The 20,825-nt window shown below is 45.2% G+C and carries 15 protein-coding genes and 2 tRNA genes; 5 read left to right on the forward strand and 12 right to left on the reverse strand.

All coding sequences use genetic code 11. The features are described from left to right. Window positions 1-6: 6 nt before the first annotated feature. The 4 genes from clpX to MKY01_RS25435 form a co-directional block, all read right to left on the reverse strand. A complete protein-coding gene (clpX, locus tag MKY01_RS25420; protein ID WP_036605887.1) occupies window positions 7-1,260 on the reverse strand; it encodes an ATP-dependent protease ATP-binding subunit ClpX in 1,254 nt (417 codons plus the stop codon). Window positions 1,261-1,272: 12 nt separating this feature from the next. Next, a complete protein-coding gene (clpP, locus tag MKY01_RS25425; RefSeq protein ID WP_036605886.1) occupies window positions 1,273-1,863 on the reverse strand; it encodes an ATP-dependent Clp endopeptidase proteolytic subunit ClpP in 591 nt (196 codons plus the stop codon). A 379-nt stretch (window positions 1,864-2,242) separates the two neighbouring features. Beyond that, window positions 2,243-3,583 (reverse strand): trigger factor, encoded by a 1,341-nt coding sequence (gene tig / locus MKY01_RS25430; RefSeq protein ID WP_339284071.1) that lies wholly within the window; start codon window positions 3,581-3,583, stop codon window positions 2,243-2,245. A 138-nt stretch (window positions 3,584-3,721) separates the two neighbouring features. After that, window positions 3,722-4,564, reverse strand: a complete 843-nt coding sequence (locus tag MKY01_RS25435) for a hypothetical protein (RefSeq protein ID WP_036605959.1) — start codon at window positions 4,562-4,564, stop codon at window positions 3,722-3,724. A 327-nt stretch (window positions 4,565-4,891) separates the two neighbouring features. Between MKY01_RS25435 and MKY01_RS25440 the strand changes: the two genes are divergently transcribed. The 3 genes from MKY01_RS25440 (at window position 4,892) to MKY01_RS25450 (ending at window position 7,091) form a co-directional block, all read left to right on the forward strand. Beyond that, window positions 4,892-4,965 (forward strand) — tRNA-Arg (locus MKY01_RS25440). A gap of 322 nt (window positions 4,966-5,287) precedes the next feature. After that, on the forward strand, window positions 5,288-5,497 hold the full coding sequence (locus MKY01_RS25445; protein WP_339284073.1) for a hypothetical protein: 210 nt from the start codon (window positions 5,288-5,290) through the stop codon (window positions 5,495-5,497). A gap of 364 nt (window positions 5,498-5,861) precedes the next feature. Further along, the gene (locus tag MKY01_RS25450) at window positions 5,862-7,091 is read left to right on the forward strand and encodes an MFS transporter (protein ID WP_339284075.1); all 1,230 of its coding nucleotides are present in this window, start codon (window positions 5,862-5,864) and stop codon (window positions 7,089-7,091) included. A 127-nt stretch (window positions 7,092-7,218) separates the two neighbouring features. Here the strand turns inward: MKY01_RS25450 and MKY01_RS25455 are convergent, their stop codons facing one another. The 3 genes from MKY01_RS25455 to MKY01_RS25465 form a co-directional block, all read right to left on the reverse strand. Further along, a complete protein-coding gene (locus MKY01_RS25455) occupies window positions 7,219-11,178 on the reverse strand; it encodes a S8 family serine peptidase (RefSeq protein ID WP_339284077.1) in 3,960 nt (1,319 codons plus the stop codon). Window positions 11,179-11,573: 395 nt separating this feature from the next. After that, on the reverse strand, window positions 11,574-12,344 hold the full coding sequence (locus tag MKY01_RS25460) for a methyltransferase domain-containing protein (protein WP_339284079.1): 771 nt from the start codon (window positions 12,342-12,344) through the stop codon (window positions 11,574-11,576). A 198-nt stretch (window positions 12,345-12,542) separates the two neighbouring features. After that, window positions 12,543-12,616 (reverse strand) — tRNA-Arg (locus tag MKY01_RS25465). 480 nt (window positions 12,617-13,096) lie between these two features. Here MKY01_RS25465 and MKY01_RS25470 point away from each other — a divergent pair. Beyond that, window positions 13,097-13,390: a DUF4870 domain-containing protein gene (locus MKY01_RS25470; protein WP_017692583.1), complete on the forward strand. Its 294-nt coding sequence runs from the start codon at window positions 13,097-13,099 to the stop codon at window positions 13,388-13,390. 177 nt (window positions 13,391-13,567) lie between these two features. Here the strand turns inward: MKY01_RS25470 and MKY01_RS25475 are convergent, their stop codons facing one another. Continuing rightward, window positions 13,568-13,924 carry a hypothetical protein gene (locus tag MKY01_RS25475; RefSeq protein ID WP_036605881.1) on the reverse strand — a complete coding sequence of 119 codons (357 nt, stop codon included), beginning with the start codon at window positions 13,922-13,924 and terminating at the stop codon, window positions 13,568-13,570. A gap of 31 nt (window positions 13,925-13,955) precedes the next feature. Then, window positions 13,956-14,255 (reverse strand): hypothetical protein, encoded by a 300-nt coding sequence (locus MKY01_RS25480; RefSeq protein WP_017692581.1) that lies wholly within the window; start codon window positions 14,253-14,255, stop codon window positions 13,956-13,958. A gap of 192 nt (window positions 14,256-14,447) precedes the next feature. Between MKY01_RS25480 and asnB the strand changes: the two genes are divergently transcribed. Then, on the forward strand, window positions 14,448-16,292 hold the full coding sequence (gene asnB / locus MKY01_RS25485; RefSeq protein WP_339284081.1) for an asparagine synthase (glutamine-hydrolyzing): 1,845 nt from the start codon (window positions 14,448-14,450) through the stop codon (window positions 16,290-16,292). A 147-nt stretch (window positions 16,293-16,439) separates the two neighbouring features. Here the strand turns inward: asnB and MKY01_RS25490 are convergent, their stop codons facing one another. The 3 genes from MKY01_RS25490 to MKY01_RS25500 form a co-directional block, all read right to left on the reverse strand. Continuing rightward, a complete protein-coding gene (locus MKY01_RS25490) occupies window positions 16,440-18,137 on the reverse strand; it encodes a methyl-accepting chemotaxis protein (protein WP_339284083.1) in 1,698 nt (565 codons plus the stop codon). 412 nt (window positions 18,138-18,549) lie between these two features. Further along, complete coding sequence (locus MKY01_RS25495; RefSeq protein WP_253502920.1) at window positions 18,550-19,410, reverse strand: STM4011 family radical SAM protein; 861 nt, start codon at window positions 19,408-19,410, stop codon at window positions 18,550-18,552. Further along, a complete protein-coding gene (locus MKY01_RS25500; RefSeq protein ID WP_253502923.1) occupies window positions 19,407-20,795 on the reverse strand; it encodes an STM4012 family radical SAM protein in 1,389 nt (462 codons plus the stop codon). Before MKY01_RS25500 ends, MKY01_RS25495 begins: the two co-directional genes overlap by 4 nt. Window positions 20,796-20,825 lie beyond the last annotated feature (30 nt).

Raw genomic sequence — 20,825 nt, forward strand, 5'->3', positions numbered from 1 at the left:
CCTTTATTAGGCGCTCTCTTCCTGCTTATCGTCCTTTGATTGGCTTAGTTCAGGCACGACTCTTTTCTCAACAACTTCTTCGGTAATGACACAGTTCGTAACATCTTCACGTGAAGGCACTTCATACATGATTTCCAGCATGATACCTTCAATGATGGCACGCAATCCACGTGCACCTGTGTTACGTTTAATTGCTTCTTTTGCAATCGCAAGCAATGCAGCTGGTTCAAAGACCAGATTCACATTATCCAGCTCAAGCAGTTTTTGGTACTGTTTGGTAAGCGCGTTTTTTGGTTCGGAAAGAATCCGTACCAGCGTATCTTCATCCAGTGGCTCCAAAGTGGAGATGACTGGCAGACGGCCTACAAATTCCGGAATCAGGCCAAATTTCAGCAAATCTTCCGGCAATACCATACCCAGGTATTCACCTGGTTTCAGATCTTTTTGCTCAGAAACGGTATTAAAGCCAATGACTTTTTTACCGATCCGGCGTTTGATCATTTGCTCCAGACCATCAAAGGCACCGCCGCAAATGAACAGGATGTTTGTTGTATCGATCTGAATGAATTCTTGATGAGGGTGTTTACGACCACCTTGTGGTGGTACAGAAGCCACAGTTCCTTCAAGAATTTTCAAGAGAGCCTGTTGCACACCTTCGCCCGATACATCACGAGTAATGGATGGGTTTTCGGATTTACGCGCTACTTTATCAATCTCATCGATATAAATAATGCCACGCTCTGCTTTTTCCACATCATAATCAGCAGCTTGAATCAGTTTGAGCAGGATGTTCTCTACATCCTCACCTACATAACCCGCTTCTGTTAATGACGTAGCATCCGCAATAGCAAAAGGAACATTCAAAATTTTTGCCATCGTTTGCGCAAGCAACGTTTTACCAGAACCTGTTGGTCCTAACAGCAAAATGTTACTCTTTGACAATTCAACGTCTTCAATTTTGCTTTGTGTGTTGATCCGTTTGTAGTGATTATACACCGCAACAGACAATGATTTTTTCGCTTGTTCCTGTCCAATAACATATTGATCCAGAATATTACGAATTTCTTTTGGTTTCGGAATATCTTTCAGGTCTACTTCTTCATCATGACCAAGTTCTTCCTCAACGATTTCGGTGCAAAGTTCGATACATTCATCACAGATGTACACGCCTGGTCCAGCGACCAACTTGCGTACCTGCTCCTGAGATTTACCGCAAAAAGAGCATTTCAACTGCCCTTTCTCATCGTTAAATTTAAACATGAAACCACCCCTTTAGGAATTGATCGGTCTACTGAGCACCTGGTCAATAATGCCGTACGTCTTAGCTTCTTCAGCGCTCATGAAGAAGTCACGGTCGGTATCCCGCTCAATTTTCTCAAGAGGCTGACCCGTACGATCGACGTATATTTGATTCAGTTTCTGACGTGTTTTAATAATCCATTCTGCGTGTATCTTAATATCCGCAGCCTGTCCTTGAATGCCGCCAAGCGGCTGATGAATCATTACTTCGCTATTTGTCAGCGCATATCTCTTGCCAGGTGCACCGGCTGTCAGCAATAACGAGCCCATGCTTGCTGCCATCCCTACGCAAATGGTAGATACATCCGGCTTGATAAATTGCATCGTATCGTATATACCCATCCCTGCGGTGACAGAACCACCAGGTGAGTTAATGTACAAGCTGATATCCTTCTCAGGATCGTCGGCTGCCAAAAACAAAAGCTGTGCTATGACAAGATTGGCTACATCGTCATCAATCGCACTGGTTAGAAAGATAATGCGATCTTTCAGCAAACGTGAATATATATCGTAAGACCGCTCGCCTCGATTGGTTTGTTCTATAACCATTGGCACCAGACTCATGAGACCAACCTCTTTTCTACATGTAATTAGACATAGGCCACCTGTAAAGCAAACCCAAATTCATTCTAACACTTTCCTGTGACAATGTCATTTTTCACAAGAGGGGTCAGACATCAATTTGTTTACTTTTTTAGCCTGATCATATTTAACCATGTTTTCTATGTATGTGCAAATTGAAGCCATCCTATGCCGTCTTGCCGTTTTTTATTTGCATGAAGTACATAGGTATGTAAAAAGTGTACGCGGATCAATAAAATTAGTATTCATCCATATAATTACTTCATTTTCTATAAAATGGATGTCATAATTTAAAAATAAGGCACGCAATAATTCACGTGCCTTATCGTTTATTCAACTGACAAGTTGATAACAGCTTGTCTTATTTTTCGTCAGCTTCTGCAACAACTTCTTCAGCTGGAGCTTCAACCGGTTCAACAACTGTGCTGTTCTCAAGGAGAACGTCAATCGTTTTACGCAGTTTTACTTCATCACGAAGGCTGTCCAGGGAACCATTACCCTCGAGGATGCCACGGATCTCATCAGCAGGACGCTTGTAAGATTCAGCCATTTTTTCGAGTTCTTGATTCACTTCTTCATCAGACACTTCAATGTTTTCCGCTTTACCTACAGCTTCAAGCACCAGGTTATTGCGAACACGTTTGGAAGCATCTTCTTGCATTTGTCCTCTCAGGTCAGCTTGTGTCTGGCCAGAGAAGCTCAGGAACATTTCAAGGTTCATCCCTTGGTTGCGAAGACGGTTGTCGAAATCACGCATCATGTTTTGTACTTCGCTCTCTACCATTGCAGAAGGAATGTCCACTTCAGCGTTCTCAGCCACTTTTTCTACAACTGCATTTTCTTGAGCAGCTTTGGCTTCGTCAGCTTTACGGGATTCCAATTGTGTTTTCAGATCAGTTTTGTACTCTTCAAGTGTGTCGAATTCGCTAACATCTTTAGCAAACTCATCATCCAATGCAGGAAGTTGTTTGCGTTTGATTTCGTGAATTTTCACTTTGAATACCGCTTGTTTGCCAGCAAGTTCTGCTGCATGGTAGCTCTCTGGGAAAGTCACTTCTACGTCTTTGAAGTCACCTGTGGACAGACCCACAACTTGCTCTTCAAATCCAGGGATGAATGTGTTGGAACCCAGTTCCAGGGAATAACGCTCAGCTTGTCCACCTTCGAAAGGTACACCATCAACGGAACCGTCGAAGTCGATTACTGCAACGTCCCCGTTAGCAGCGGAACCTTCGTCAATTACAACGAGTTCAGCGTGACGTTGTTGAAGACGCTCAAGTTCTTCAGTCACTTCTGCGTCAGTTACTTCACCTTTTGCTACAGCAACTTCGATTCCTTTGTACTCACCAAGAGTAACTTCAGGTTTCACAGTTACTTTTGCTTTGAACTTGAATGTTTGTCCTTTAGCAAATTGTTCAACATCTACGTCAGGACGATCAACCGGGAAGATATCCGTTTGGTCGATTGCTTCTGTATAGGCTTCAGGAAGCAAAATGTCGATTGCTTCTTGATAAAGGCTCTCTACACCAAAACGTGCTTCGAAAATGGAACGTGGTACTTTACCTTTACGGAATCCAGGTACGTTTGCTTGTTTAACCACTTTATTAAAAGCTTTGTCGAGTGCTGCAGTTACACGATCTGCATCCACTTCAACCTCAAGAACCCCAAGGTTCTTCTCTATCTTTTCCCAAGTTGCTTTCATTGTATACTTTCCCCTCCAAAATTCACATGTTCACGTAGGCAATCACGTACAAAATAACCATTTTAGTATAAACAAGATTAGATTCTTTTTCAAGGGGAATCCCTTGATACAGTTTAAGGAAAACGTTTCCGGCCTCGATTAACCATCCAAACCGGCAGATACAAACTGTTTCATAGAACGATAAGCCTGTTCCAGTCGAAAGCGCATCGCGCCTGTCACAGCATACATTGAGCGGGTATTTTCCTCATCATGCGAACCACCCAGACTGTCTGCAACGGTCATATGTAGAGCTGCTGCCCATATATCTGTCATGGAATCATTTTCTTCCAGCATCGATACATAATCACGGGTTCCATACACCGCCATGACATATTGTATCCACAGTTCTTGGGCAAAATAAAAGAGCGTAGGTTCATGAACCTCCGTCTGATCTGCCACTCGTTCCAGAATCTGAACGATTTGGAGCGGGAATTCCTCTGGTCTAAGAGGCACGGTGTCGATCTCGACTTCAACCTGCTCTTCGCCTCTCGTAAACAGGATCATACCTTGAACACCTCGTCGACGCAAGGTTTGCAACACCCGAAATTGAAGCAGAGGGTGAAGCGACTTATCTTTTAACCAACTCGTAAGTGCCTCGTCAATCTTTGGTAGATCAAGATAGGCCAGTTGCTCCAAAGCCAGCATCGTCTGTTCAGACAGCGGCTCCTCCATTACTGTGCGAAGCATCTTATCTGCATAACCATCATCCTGTTCAAGCTTCATTCGGGCATGCTGCCGTGCCATGTCTTCCTCACTAATCTCTTCTTCCTCTTCTCGTTCTTCAAGAACGGCAGGCGAGGTTTCTTCATATTGAGGAAACGCAGCCTGAAGCCATTCGAGCAGAGCCCGCCATTCATCATAGTGGCGCTCTTCCTGTCCCTGACATTGCAACAAAAAGTGAAGCAATTTCATCGCTTCACCATACCGTTCATTTTCAAGCATAACTGTCAATTGAATCTGGTAATAGTCCAGCGTCTTAGGAAACAGCACAATATTGTTGTTATGCTCGGTTTCCGGGGTCGTGGATTCCTTAATGGGAGCACCTCCTCTATATCCTGAATCTCCAGTCGGAATCAACATAAATAGATGTATATATTAAAACGATTGTTGATCTATTTTCTGAGTTCTCCTGATATTCTAACATAACCTTAAATATAATGAAAAAAACGTTACTGCCGCTAAATATCATATACGAAAAATAATTCAAAATAAAACGCTTGATATTCCTGTATGCATATGATAAAATCAATTTTGCTTGAAAAAATTCATGTCTCAGTAGCTCAGCTGGATAGAGCAACGCCCTTCTAAGGCGTCGGTCGGGGGTTCGAATCCCTCCTGGGACGTATAAAAAGAAGCTTCCTTCGGGAAGCTTTTTTTGCGTTCTGGGGATGAGAACCCCAACGGTTCGTCGGAGCATCCTCTTCGTTAGCACCACTTCGCAGTCTCGACTGCAAGGAGAGTCCCCCTCCTGGGACGTATAAAAAAGAAACTTCCTTCGGGAAGTTTTTTTGCGTTCTGGGGATGAGAACCCCAACAGTTCGTCGGAGCATTCGCTTCGTTAGCACCACTTTGCAGTCTTGACTGCAAGGAGAGTATCCCTCCTGGGACGTATTAAAAGAAGCTTCCTTCGGGAAGCTTTTTTTGCGTCTGGGGATGAGAACCCCAATGGTTCGTCGGAGCATTCGCTTCGTTAGCACCACTTCGCAGTCTCGACTGCAAGGAGAAGTATCCCTCCTGGGACGTATTAAAAGAAGCTTCCTTCGGGAAGCTTTTTTTGCGTCTGGGGATGAGAACCCCAATGGTTCGTCGGAGCATTCGCTTCGTTACATGCTCTATGTCGCTGTATTGGAGCGCCCGCATTTGATCACTCTATAAGCAACACGTTGAAGTATCGATATTCTAACGAACATAGGACACTTTATTTGCTCCCAATTCAGCATTGTGGAACTCTAACGAATCTTAGAGAGCTTATTTCACCATTCTGGGGTATTAACCCAGTTATTCGCACTTCATAGCCTTATTAACGTTGCTGAGGTTTGTTAGAATCTGAAAATAGCGGTTTTACCCATTATAAGACCACGTGGATTCGTTAGAGTTCACAGGGTAGTCAAGGCACCCATTGTCGATTGGATGTTTTTTCATTTCATTGCTCAATATTGACATAGAATGTTATGCTTACCCAGTGGGTAATGTAACAATCCATACATATTAACTTCTTAGGAAACAGGAGATTTTATCAATGTCATCTTCAATACAGCAACACTCATCTATCCATACCGAGGAAGAACATTCTTCGACATCCAAAAGATTCGGCCTGTTGTTAGCAGGCATTATCGTCATCGCCGCTACCATGAGGTCACCGATCACTGCAACGGGTCCCGTTGTGGAGATGATCCGCTCAGATACAGGTATCGGCCATACAATGGTCGGGCTTCTGACCTCACTTCCTTTGCTTGCCTTTGCAGCAGTCTCTCCTTTTGCACCACGTCTTGCCAAGCGGTTAGGACTCGAATCTGCTCTGCTATTGGCTGTTATGATTGTAACCATCGGGGTGGCATTTCGCTTGTTGCCTTCCGTTCTCTCTTTATATGCAGGAACCGCAATTTTGGGGTGCGGCATTGCATTAAGCAACGTGCTTTTGCCAAGTTTGATCAAACGTGATTTCCCATTGCGGGTAGGTATCGTCACCGGATTATACTCTGTATCCATGAATATATTTGGCGCCATCGCCTCAGGTGTGAGTGTGCCCGTAGCAGGAGCCACATCTATGGGTTGGCGTGCTTCGTTAGGCATGTGGGCCTTGTTGTCCATATTGGCGCTTCTCTTGTGGCTCCCCCAGATCGCCGCAGGACGTCAGCGAATGTTATTCATAGCCACACAGAGTGAAGGGACACCTGTACGTCTACGGACCTCTTCCCTGGCCTGGTTCATTACTTTATTTATGGGTCTTCAATCTCTAATATTTTATACAACGATTACCTGGCTTCCCGAGATTCTCGCTGAGCAAGGATTCAGCCCCACCTCAGCAGGGTGGATGCTCTCCCTGATGCAGATGGTTAGTGTACCAGCTACCTTTATCGTTCCAATCCTCGCCGGCCGAACGCGAGATCAGCGTGTTCTAACCGCGATAACGTGCTCTTCTTTAATTGTTGGGTATGCTTTATTGTTAAGTGGCATTGCTTCGCTCGTTACCATTGGTGTCACGTTGGCAGGAATAGGCGCTGGAGCTTCATTTGGCATGGTAACGATGTTCTTCGTCCTTCGCACAAAAGATGCCAGACAAGCTGCCAGCCTGTCCGGTATGGCCCAATCCTTCGGATATATGCTGGCCGCAGTTGGACCTCTACTGTTCGGTATGCTTCATGACTGGACAAAAGGATGGGCCCTGCCGTTGCTAATACAGGTCATTCTGGCCATCGCTTTGTTAATCGCAGGGATTCAAGCCAGCAAAAATAGGATGATCGGTTAGTCATATAATTCATTTATAAAAAAACAAAACGGCCCCCATCCTGCAAATCAGGATGGAGGCCGTTTATGCATAGAACAATTCCTTCATTAATTGAATCCATTTTAATTAATTTCTATGAGGAATGAACTTACTTCACTTTTACCTTAATCGTGTCTGTGCTGGTAACTCCGGCTGCGTTAATTAACTCTGCCCGATACGTATACGTGCCCGATGCTTTCCCGGACAGTGTAGTCACAGCACTTTGCGCATAAGGTGTAGCCGAACGGAGTTCTTGCGTATCGATCAACTTATCATTTTCATAGAGACGATACTCTGTAGCGTTGGTCCCCCACCACAGGTTCATGGTCACCTTATAATGGCCATCGCCATCCCAGTTATCTTGAGAGAGAACCGCTTTGCCTGGCGTTGCATTGGTAACCTGAACAGTCAACGTCTGACTCCGCGTTGTTCCCTTGTCGTTGGTCAACTCGGCCACATACGTATACGTGCCGTTGGCTTTGCCCGTGATCTTCGTCTGAGCAAACTGCGCCCAAGGCGCGTTGTAAGTCAACTTTTGTGTATCAACCAAAACCCCGTCCTCATATAACTTGTAGCTAGTTGCGTTCTCGCCCCACCACAGGTTCATTGTAACGATATACGCGCCCTCTGGCAGGCCGTTGCCTACCCAGTTATTGTGAGACAATACAGGCGTACCTGGGGCCTTCGTTGCCGGAGTTTCAGGTTCGGTCTCCACGGCTTCCAATTTCAGTGCCGTATTGGTTGTGCCCGAAAGCCCCTGTTGGTCTTTTACGGTAAGTTCAACAGCATACTCACCCGCTACAATTCCCTCCAAAGGAAGGCTGAAGCTGCCATCAGCTTGTACTTCAAAGACTCCTTCTTTATAAACCGATCCATCCTCTTTTTTCACAACATACGTTGCTTCCAGGGAAGCGGTCGGATCAAACGTGATGTTCCATCCGCTGGCAAGCGCAGGAGCTACACGGAAGTACAAGTCTTCCACGCTACCATTAAGAACAGCAGACTCATCCTCTTTGAACTCCAACGCTTCTGGTGCAGTTACAGCCGGAGCTGTCTTTTTCACCAAAAATGGCGAAGTGTCTTCCTTATAGGTTTTGCCGTCCGTACCAATCGTAGTGATGTCTACCGTATATAAACCATCCGGAATCTCAGTCACTTCATCGGTTGTGTAATCTGCATATGAGCCGTCCCAAGCAAGGTTGTATCTTGCATTGGCATTGAAGTTAAAATAGTTACCAAAGATGGAGCCGATATAACCATCTTGATAATATCCACCTTCCGGATTAAGACCATCATAGATCTCAATCAGGGCAAATGTCATCGGATTATAGAATTCCATCGCAACATTCAGCGTATCCAACTTACCATCAGCCTTCAATGGATAGTGGAATGGATTTTTCTCAGTGCCTTTTACGGTTTCAATATATTTAACCCCACTCAACGTAACGTTGAAATGAGCAACATATGGCACAGTAAAAGTATTGGTTCCGTTCGAGAACTCAATGTATCCTTGTGCTTCTGTATTCGCAGTAACCCCACGCGGAACGGTGATTGTCACTGCAAGTTCTTCCTCACCATTCAGTGTGAAGGAACTCTTGTCCACCGCAACGGATACACCAGCGACATTACGAGTTGGATTCACATTTACGGTGTAATCCCCGCCACTACCATTCAGCGCTTCAACTTTAATTGTTTTGGTAATCGTCTTTTCATCTGTGCTCAGGAAATTACCGTAGTTGATACTTCCGGTGATATTCTCCTTTTCAACAACAGAGCCACTTTCTGTGTATTGAGTTACATCAAGCACTTTGACAAAAGCCGCAGGATCAATGGTATTAACAGCCTGAATACGGCCAGCACCTTGATCAAATACATCAAACTTGGTTGTATCCAGTACCTTACTATTGTTCATCAGTGCAACTTTGATATCAAATGGAGTCCATTCGGGATGCTTCTCGATCAGCAAAGCAATCAAACCTGCTACATGAGGTGTAGCCATACTTGTACCTGATTTACGATCATAAGCTTGTGCGTAATCTGCGTCTGGCTCATCCTTGCCGTAGGCAGGAATCGTAGATAAAATGCTTGTACCTGGTGCAACAATATCCGGTTTGATGTCCAGTGTTACCTTTGCAGGTCCACGTGAACTGGATGAACTCATTTCATCGCCCGGAGTTTGTGAACGTTCAAAATCACTAAAGCTCACTTCAACGGCTTGGCCTGCGTCCAGCTCAGCCTTGATCACATCTCCATCTTCCTTGGACATGCTCAGTGTTGGAATAAGTTCAAAGTTATCTCCCAGACTTACACCGATTGGACCGGGAATGTTGTTATATACAATAACAGCCAAGGCTCCGGCTACTTTAGCATTCGCGATTTTCTCTACAAATGCGAGTTCACCACGCTGTATTAATGCCACTTTACCTGTAAAATCCTTGCCTTCAAAATCAGTTGGCTTACCCAGTGCTGCATATTCAAGCTCATATTTTCCTGTCAAAACAGTTTCAGGGTCCGCTGAAAGGCTCCATCCCATCAGATCCAGACGGTAAACCGACTCTGTAATAGCCAGTGGAGCTTCAGTCGGAGCAATTACAGACTCTTCTTCCACAGGGGCAGCTTCAGGAGAAGCTTCAACGGGTGCAGAAGGTGATACAGATGGAGTATTTTCTTCTGTTGTAACCTCTTCTACATTCGGAACTTCAGCTTCGTTAGAAACTGTGTCCTCCACAGCCGCTGCACTTTCCTCATCAGCAGTTGCAGGTACACCTTGCTCTGAAACTTCTGGTGCTTCTGTTCCAGGTGCTGTACCCAGTTCAGGAGATTGTTCAACCTCTGGCACCGGTTGTTGTTCAGGTTGTGCCTCTTCGCTTTCCTCACCAATCCAGAAGTGAGTATCGGCTGTAATCACCTGGCTCGGTCCTGTAGAGTTACCTACCGTAATGGCCATTGCAGACGCACCCGGAGAACCGAGTGTATAACGGTTAGGTCCACTGTTACCACTTGCTACAACCGCTGTCACACCAGACAACATCGCATTGTTCAGGGCAACTGAAGTAATATAACTTGGGTCGTTGGCGGCGTTACCCAACGAGAGATTGATTACGTCCATGCCATCTTGAACAGAACGATCAATTCCGCCGAGTACCCATGAGGTTTGACCACTACCATACGGTCCAAGTACACGGTAAGCATAGATATCTGCTTCAGGAGCAACACCAACAATACCGTAGTCCCCCGCCTCGCGAGCAGCAACGGTACCCGCTACGTGCGTACCGTGAGATGTGTAATAGGGGCTTCCAAGCTCGTTAAGCTCAGGCTCGCCCGATCCTTTCCATTCTTGATATGTTGTTTCATACGGATCATTGTCGTTTCCAACAAAGTCCCATCCGCCTTTGTAAGCTTCCTGCAAATTAGGATGTTCATAGTCAATCCCAGTATCAATGACGCCGACTTTAATGCCATTTCCTTTGTAACCCAGATCCCATACTTCAGGTGCACCAATAAAAGGAGCTGTGTCTTTCATGTACGGGTTCACTTCATCTGTCTCTGGCGCTATTGTAACTTCAAGGTCTGGATATACGCTGACCACGCCAGGTATTTGAAGCAATTGTCCCACCTGGTTTCCTTTAAGCTCAATCGCTACACCATTCAGGGCATATGCATATTCTTCCAATACTTCATGTTTGATTTTCTTCTGAGTGAGGCTATGTACAAATGACTGTTGTTGTTGCTCAACTTGAGTCACAGCCTTTGTTTCCATAGAGGAGGTAAAAGATTTTCCGGAGAGGGTTGATTCACCTTGCGCTACTGCAACAGGTTTATTGGAAAGCTCAACGATCACTCGGGTGTTCTCGCCACCCAGACCTTCCAAGCTTTTATCCAAAAATGGATCTGCCGCAAGTTTTGCTTCCCGTCCTGCAAGAATCTCTCTCCATTGTTTGGCTTCGGCTGTACTGGGTAAGTTGTCAAGCTGAATAACTGAATCTGCGGGAGCGGCTCCAGCCGCGGGGAGAATAATGGAAAAGACCATCAGAACACTTAATAACGTGGATATCAATCGTTTACTCAAGGCTTTGCCCCTCCTTTTAAATGTGAATACGTCACCAAATGATGGGTTCCTGCTGTTTGTGCGTACTGCAATACACACTCCAATTTCACCGCCTATCTGCAAGAAGATTGACCCTTGGTAAATTATTCTATCAAAATACCACATTTTCCTTCTAAATAATTACAAATATGATATAGAAATTACTTATATGGGTCTTCAGTATGATAAAAATATCCATTTGTAATTATTTGTCGTTTGAATATTTCATTTTTAAAATAATGCATCAAAAAAAAGACCAAGAGCCTCTTTATCCGAAAGAGATTCCTGGTATATAGGGGAAGCGTAATTAGTATACAAAGAATCACGATAATTCGTTTAACATCGATAAAAATTGCTACTTATCGCGAAATTTCACTTTATTCTGGCTTCACGGCTTCAATACGCAGGCGCTTGTAATCGGCATACATCGCATCATCTTTCCAAAGGTGAGACATCACGATCTGACTGGTTTCATGGCATATTTGTTGTATCTCTTCATGACTGAGACCTGCAAAATAGTCGCCTCCAAAATGAGCCAACCAGCCTACTATACCCTGCTCACCATCTGCCAGTCTGGTAGGACGGTCATAGTGATAGGCATGACGCACCATAAATCCACTTTGCTCTAAAATATGGCTATATTCTCCGATCGAAGGAAAGTACCAAGGATTGCGTTCCGATGCACGAATGCCCGTGTTTCGCTCCATAACCTGCTCTAATGCATTCACAATGGTCTGCACGTTCCCTTTACCACCAAATTCTGCTACAAAACGCCCTCCGGGCTTCAAAGATTTCCATATACTATCCACCACTAATCGCGGGCTTCGCATCCAGTGCAGGGCTGCATTGGAGAAGACGGCATCATATAGTCTATTCGTCTCAAACTGATGACCGTCTCCTTCCACGAACTCAAGTTCAGGGAATTTCTTCCTCGCACGGCGAATCATGTCCTTCGATGCATCCATGCCAATAACTTCAGCTCCGGCCAGAGAAATTTCATGCGTCAAATCCCCCGTCCCGCAACCCAGATCAAGAATGTATTCCCCTTTTTGGGGTTGAAGCCAAGAGATTAGATTTTTTCCATATCCGGACACAAAAGCCAGTTTGTTGTCATACTCATCTGCTTGCCATTGATTTAATGATTTCATGGATACCACCGTCGCTTTCGTTATTGATATCCTCATTGTGGCACAGAATTGTTTATTATTTAAATATATAAATTCTATATTGTTTATAGGTATAACCAATAAAAGTCCTAACGAAGCAGATGCTCCGACGAACCATTGGGGTTCTCTTCCCCTGAACGAAAAACAAGAAGCTTCCCGAAGGAAGCTTCTTGTTTTTTACGTCCCAGGAGGGATTCGAACCCCCGACCGACGCCTTAGAAGGGCGTTGCTCTATCCAGCTGAGCTACTGAGACAAATATGTATAATAAATTTTCGGCGCGGTTCTTATTATACTCTGATTTCTATATTTTTCAATAGTTTTATAAAAAAATTAATAATTATACTTAAATGCGGGTTCAAAAACTCCGGTTTTCAGTACCGAGAAGATGGAATGAAGCTAGAAATGGAGTAGCGAAGCGTAGGCAAACTACGTGAGCAACTACATTGTTTCCAAAGGAAACAACCTTCGTAAGCATCCGCTTATTTCGGCTGAATTCCATATTCGATGTTGATGATGCCACTAGGCATCATTCGTAATCAAAGGCGATAAATGTACTTTTCGGTGTTATTCTCATACTTCAGTCCCTTGGAGAATATGATAGCTTGAACCAGGTTATATTGAGGAGATTGGGACATTTAGAGTAAGATTAACATCAGACATTTTCAATGTCAGAATTGCTGGGTAATCTTTTGCATACATACATTTCAATGATCCATTGAAGGAGAGAATCGTCATGAGACAACTTTTATCAGCCTTATCCTACTTTAGTATTTTCTTTGCCCCGTTCCTGTTTCCGATCATTATATGGATTGTTGCCAAGGATGATTACATTGAGGGACATGCAAAACGCGCCTTATTCTCACATGTATTCCCCTTTCTCGCTGCCATTCCGTTATTTTATTTCTTCGTGACTGCGCATAGTCTGGGTTCCGCCGTTGGGTTTGTCATTCTATTCTTTGTGATTTACGGATTAAGCTTTGTGTACAATGTGGTTAAAGGGATTCAAGTGCTGCGCGAGTATGCTTGATCACATCTCCACCTGATCTGACCATCGCATAACAAAACCCGCCGTTCAACAACGGCGGGTTTTTCCAGTTACAGATACAGTCAGAGCAACCAGCAACAGCAACAGGTCGCATCTACATATAGCTCAACATCGAACTCTATCCCACTATCGCCACATGTGTTGCTGGAGCGTTACCTGTTAAGCCTGCCCGATCAGATAACGCTGAAGTGTTGGACCAAGTAAACCAAAGGAAAACAACTCACTTTGAAACCGAGCTTTATCTTCTTCTACTGTCATACCTTCGCTGTTCTCAAATGCGGTATCTGTCGCCTCTTCAAACGCAGTATGCATATTATTGTTATACCAGTCGATCGCCGAATCGGAGTGATTGCGTACAATCCGAACAACTTCCAGCGAATTTCCGGGCTGTGTTGAAGCCACGTATACAAGTAACGATGGATCTCCGGCATTTCCAGGCTGCACTTCAACCTCTGCACAAGACAATCCATCCACCTCGGTTAATCTGCGTATTTTGGCATCTTGAATGGCATACATTCGTCATCGCGCTCCTTTTCCTTTGTGCTTATCATGTACTTTGTTCAATCTGGTATCGTGTCTCTGGTGTGCCCAATCGGTAAATCTCTCGATACACCTGTTGTAATACCGTTTCATAAGCTCGGTTTACGGACTCCTCCGGTGTATCTGGCCATGGGAATACCATGCCAGGAAAGGCCTCTTCCTCCTTTTCCTGCATGAGGCTCAGCAGTCCCAGTAATTGCTCCGCTTCCTGCGGCGTTGCCTGAATGATCCATTCATATGATGTTACCGACGGATCCGGAATAACGGAGCGGCCCATGACAGACACATAATACTTCATACTGTCCATTGCATGTTCTCTCCTTCACAGGCATGTTGAGGCCGTTGTCCCTAGAACTAGTTTCCGAAGAGGACAGACATTTTATGCCTGCTTTCGGCATATATTTGTTACGACCTCTGACGAAAAGACAACATTTGCTGGTTGCCAGTAACTAAGCAGCCATACGGATGAATGACTCGACCAAGAAAGGATGAACAAACCATGTGCGGTATTACCGGCTTCATACAGTGGAATCGGGATTTGACCCAGGAATCAGAGCTGCTGGTCCGTATGACGGATAGCTTGTCGAACCGGGGGCCCGACGCTTCAGGTACATGGATCTCCAATCCTTGTGCCTTTGGACATCGGCGTCTTAGTGTAATGGACCCCGAGAACGGCGCACAGCCCATGCATGCGTTACAGGGAGATACCTCCTATACCGTCGTGTATAACGGAGAACTATACAATGCACCCGAGTTGAAAAAGGAATTGCTCCAGCGGGGGCATCAGTTCCGCACGCAATGTGATACGGAAGTGTTGCTCGCCTCTTATATTGAGTGGGGACCGGCATGTGTTGACCGGTTTAACGGTATTTTTGCTTTTGCCATATGGGATGGGGGACGCGAACAAGTTTTTATCGCAAGAGATCGCCTTGGCGTGAAACCTCTGTTCTACAGTAATAACAAAGACACTCTCGTATTTGGTTCAGAGCCCAAAGCTCTGCTTATTCACCCTGATGTGGAAGCCGCTGTTGGCCCGGAAGGATTGGCCGAAGTGTTTATCGTAGGGCCTGCACGGACACCAGGACACGGCGTATACTCTTCACTAAGCGAACTCAAGCCTGCGCACGCGCTGATCTATAACCGAAACGGTATCCGAACCTATGCCTACTGGAAACTGGAAAGCCAGAACCACGAACAGAACCTGGAAGAGACGGCAGCAGAGGTACGCTCTCTCTTGCAAGATACACTGGAGCGCCAGTTGGCTTCGGATGTTCCAGTATGCTCTCTTTTATCAGGAGGACTGGACTCCAGCGCCTTGTCTGCATTAGCCGTTGATTATTACAAGCGAACCGGGCAAGGCCAAATCAGTACGTATTCTGTCGATTATGTGGATAACGCCAAGCATTTCCAGGCGCATTCCTTTCAGCCGGGTGCAGATGGACCCTGGATTAAGCGAATGGTGGATGAACTCAAGACCGACCATCACTGGATTGAAATTGAGAACGGAGAACTGATTCATGCACTGACACAGGCCATGTTAGTCAGGGATCTGCCAGGTATGGCAGATGTAGACTCCTCGCTCTATTTGTTCTGTAAAGAAATCAAAAAAGGGGCCACCGTTGCCATTTCAGGCGAAGCAGCGGATGAAGTGTTTGGCGGTTACCCCTGGTTCCATCGAGAAGATATGCTGAACTCCGGTACGTTTCCGTGGTCTGTAGCACCTGATATGCGAGCAGCGTTGTTATCCCCGGATATTCGGGAATGGATTCGGCCACTCGATTATTTGGCAGACCGCTATTCGGATGCAGTGGCTGAAGTGCCTCTGTTGGATGGGGAAACAGGTAAAGCTGCACAAATGCGGGTGATGTCCTACCTGAATATTACACGTTTCATGCCTACACTTCTGGATCGCAAAGACCGGATGAGCATGGGGGCAGGACTGGAAGTGCGGGTACCTTACTGTGACCATCGTCTGATCCAGTATGTGTTTAACATCCCTTGGGAAATGAAAATAACGGGCGGACGGGAAAAAGGTATTCTGCGTAAAGCACTCGAAGGTGTCCTGCCTGACGATGTGTTATATCGCAAAAAGAGTCCGTATCCGAAAACACATAATCCGCAATATCTGGCCGCGGTCAAACAGCAGGTACTTGATATCCTGGATGATCCCACTTCGCCGATTTTGCCTTTGATCGACAAAACTCAGATCCGGAATCTTGCGTCTTCACCAGATGCAGCTTCCAATCTTCCCTGGTTCGGACAGTTAATGTCTGGGCCACAGTTATTTGCATATCTGACTCAGATCAATACCTGGTTGCGGACATATAAAGTCGCTATTCGTTAAGATCAAGTTATGCATTGATTCAGCATGATGAATTATTTAAGGGTGCCCAAACAGTAACTACTGTGTTTGGACACCCTTTTATTACTTTTTTATAAGAATCTCTGTACATATGCGCTCGTTCTTCATCCACATTCCACTCAGTTCGATTTATTGCACTTTGAAACGACTGACGGTCTGTTGCAACTGTTCTGCCATCAAGGAGAGATCATTGGCTGCGGAAGCAATCTCCTGCATCGCAGACAACTGCTCCTCTGAAGATGCACTCACTTCTTCTGTTCCAGCGGCCCCCGTTTCGGTCACTTCCATGATTGTTTTCATAGACCTATTAATCTGTTCTACCCCTGTTGACATTTGCTCAATTGAAGCAGAGACTTCCTGTGTTTGCCCCGCTACGCCCCCAACCGCCTCACGAATTTCATCAAATGTGGCTCCCGCCTGGTGAACAAGTGTAATCCCCTCTTGAACCTCTGCGGATACAACCACCATAGATTCAGCAGCATTTCGCATTCCCTTCTCAATCGATGCCACCAATGGAACAATTTGATTAGCAGAAAGCGCAGACTGCTCAGACAGCTTCCGAACCTCTGTAGCAACAACCTGAAACCCTCTTCCCTGTTCGCCAGCTCGTGCAGCCTCAATAGCAGCATTAAGGGATAGGAGATTCGTCTGTGCTGATATTTCCGAGATGCTGTCCACCATTTTCACAATATCCTGAGAGTGTCTGCTCAGTTTCTGGATCACGACCGACAGATTCGACACCGTCCCTTGTATAGAATTCATTTGACCTATCGCAGACTGAACTGACTCGCTACCCGATATTGTTTTTACGGAGACTTTGGTAGCTTCTTCAGACATATGGAGTGTGTTCTCCGTAACTTGTTGAAAGCCTGTCGTTAACTCATTCATCGTCTGGAATCCATCACTCGCCATTCGAACCTGTGTATCCATACCTGTTGCAATCTCACCCATTGTGATGGCCACTTGCTCTGTGGCGGTTGCTGTCTGTTCGGTGCTTGCCGTCAACTCCTCTGAAGAGGCAGCTACCCGTTCTGCACTGTCTCCTACCTGATGAATGAGTGTACGCAAATTTGCAGACATGATGTTAAAGGCTTGGGCGAGATCACCAATCTCATCCTTGTTACGGACCACAATAGGCTCACCAGTCAGATCTCCGTCTGCAATCCGGCTCGCGGATTGGGCAATAGCAGCAACAGGCAAGGATATCATTCTGCCAATGACATACGCCACAAGTGCCCCGATTAGAAGAGAAGCCACTCCAATAATTGCAATCCACCTAAGGACCTGCACAATCTGAAGATTAGCCTCCACAACGCCTGAGTTCATGGCATCTTGTTGATGCGTTTCCATACCTTCCACAATGCCTTCAAATTCAGAGATCAGACTTGGGGCTGTATCCTTCAGTAATCTTGAGATTTCACTGTTATTCCCCTGTCTTGTCAATGTCATAATCTGTTGCGCAAGTTCATAATATTGGCTCATCGCTTCATCCGATCGTGAAAGGTAATCTTTCATCTTTGAACTTGAAACTGATGATTTTAATTCTTCATTTAATGCTATGTAATCTTCATAAGCTTTATTAAATGCCTGTTCGTTCTCCGCACTGTCTTCCAGAATATAATTTCTCAAAGCAATCTGCTGTGATTTAAGATCAATCGACATATTTTTAATGAGTAATAGTTTGCTTGTTCTATCATTAATTAATTCTGTATACGTTTTCTCAACGGCTATAAACTGCGTATATGTTATAACCGTTATAGCCACCAATAATAACAGCACAGATGAGAAACCCATAAGTAATTTACGGCTAATTGAGATTTTTTTCATGTGTACTCCCCCGAAAGTTCAGATAACGTGCATGATACTTCCTACATCCACCCTCCTTTCAATTAAATTGAGACTTTAGACCCAATTAAAAATATAATTCGCGATTATATGTACAAATACTATTCATAACAGGGTCTTTTTTCCTATTCATACTAACCCATAAAATATAAAATTTGAATCATAAACTTAAAAATATTATTTTTCAAAATTGTCAAGGCCCTTTTAATAAAGAACACAAACACTAACTCTAGTCCGGTAAAACAAAAAAAACACCTTCCAGAAGGCAAGTCCAAACCAAAGGTCTGATCCTGCCTATACTAAAAGATGCGTTTGAAGTTACGCTGATATGTGGTTTAGAAACGGATAAACATATTCCAGCTCCCCAGTGGAATAGCTAAATATGAAATGCCGGTCAACGAATCAATACCGGATTGCGTTCAAGCAGCCCGCTGCCAAACGTTTCTCTGAACGGGGAATCCTCCATATGGATATAACCGATGTAACAGCCACATTTTTTCATGCGACAAGGCCGATCCTCAGCCAAAGCCTGCAAACCATCGCGATATAGATGTCCAATGATTCGTCGATCCTTGTAACATCTCTTCACATGCCCGGACCCCTGTACATAAAACACTTCCGAACCGGCAGCACATCGTTTGCCCAAGCTCTCATAATCCTGCAGATTACCTTCAAAAAGCGGATCAAGCCCACGTAAAAACTGAATTTCCTCTGGAGTGTAATACTTGGGCCGATCTTTGAAGGCATTAACCCACATATACACATCATCCGGCAAAGCCTGTCTCATGGACTCAATTGAGGGGAAAGCACTACGGAGTCCGACAGTACCGACACTAAAAGCAAGTCCCATCTGACGCAAGGTCAGACATTGTTTAACAAAAGAAGCCTCTTTTGTCTCACGAGGATGATACGTAGCCCAAAAGGCTGCTTTGCTCGCATCCAGCTCCCTCGCCCAATCCAGCTTGACGGACAGGTTGGTTTGAATTGCAACTTTATCCACATGTGGCATATGTGACAGCTCAACCATCGCTTCCCGGTACCACCGACGCACCAAAGCTTCACCGTAGGGATTGAAGAAAATCGAAAATTGATGCCCGGCACTCTCTTGCTCCCTGACCCAATTCACAAATTGACGCAATTGTTGTTCATCCACTTCCAACGTCTCTTTGGAATCCACGGTTTTGCTAAAAGGACAGTAGGGACAGTCGTAATTACAGGAAGACAGCTTCCCCCGATAATACAAAGTCGCTCTCATGAGAAAACAAACCCTTCCATCTGTTCACGAATTTCGGCAGATATAAGCCAATCTCCAATCGCATCGGAGTAACCTAGTCCTTCTTCTGTCAGACGCAGCACCTGCTTGTCCTCATCACTCTCCAACTCCGCCATGCCCTCTGTCAACAGTTCAGCCAACCAGGCATAGTCGGACATCACATCGGTACCAAAGCGCTGTTGGTAGTCAGACAGTGTCAATCCCTCCCGATGTAGCAAGGCTTTCAGAATAAAGCGACGTCTCTGTTCCTCACGGCTTAACACGATGCCATAATCCGCCACATCGTAGCGCTCGGTTGCCACATAATCGGCAATGATGCTCTGTGTAGCCTTGTAACTCACGCCATACTTGGAAGCATAATGTACTTCACTCGTATAAGATCGTGCGCCACATCCCAGTCCAACCATGCCCTCCTCCTGACAACTATAAGGCAGAAGCACTTTGGACGACGACTGTTCCTTGGCAAATCTGCGCATCGAATATTGCACATAACCTTTACTTTTTAAAGTCTCACGTGCAGCTTTATACAGTTCCATCCGAATATCAGGTCCCTGACGGCGAATGTCATCAGGCTTCACGATTGTATTTTCCCGTGTATACAAGGGATAGATAAAAATTTCGCACGGTTCGTAAGCCAGAACTCTTTCCAATGAATAGATCCACGATTCCACCGTTTGACCCGGCAAACCATAGATCAGATCCAGATTTAATAATGGGAAATCATACCGAGTAAGCTTCTCAAGCGCTCGTTCAACTTCCTGCGGTTTTTGTGGACGATAGATGGCAGATGCTTCAGCTTCAATAAAACTCTGGATACCCATACTGACACGATCCACACTTCGTTCCTTCATGATGGCCAGCTTGGCTTCCGTAACGGTATCCGGCGACGTTTCCACCGAAATCGATGCTTGCGCAGGGTCCAGCCCCATCACATGTTCAGCAATATCAAACAGACGATTCAACTGAACCTCATTTAATAATGTAGGCGTTCCCCCACCAATCGCGAACCGCGAATACGGTCTTCGAGATGTAATAGGTGCCCACTGCTTCGCCTGACGTTCCAGCGCATCTACATAGCGTTCATGCGTATCATCCCGTCGATCCGGCAGTGTGAACAGATTACAGAATCCGCAACGAGCAGCACAAAAGGGAATATGCATATATAAAAAATACGTATCGGTATTTTCTCGTTCCCACAGTGGCCCTAACGGCAGTGGTGGGTCAAGCTCCCGATAGGCTGTCTTGTGTGGGTACGAGTATAAGTAAGAACGATAAGGGAATGCCAGTACTTCACTGAGACTTGTAGCTATATTGGATCCGGACTGTGTGGGATGGCCTGTTGTTGTATGTTGTATATGTTTCTCCATCGGTTTCCTCCTGTCTCCGGTTGTTGTCCT

It is taken from the genome of Paenibacillus sp. FSL R5-0486 (assembly GCF_037975155.1).
In the GTDB taxonomy this organism is placed as follows: domain Bacteria; phylum Bacillota; class Bacilli; order Paenibacillales; family Paenibacillaceae; genus Paenibacillus; species Paenibacillus amylolyticus.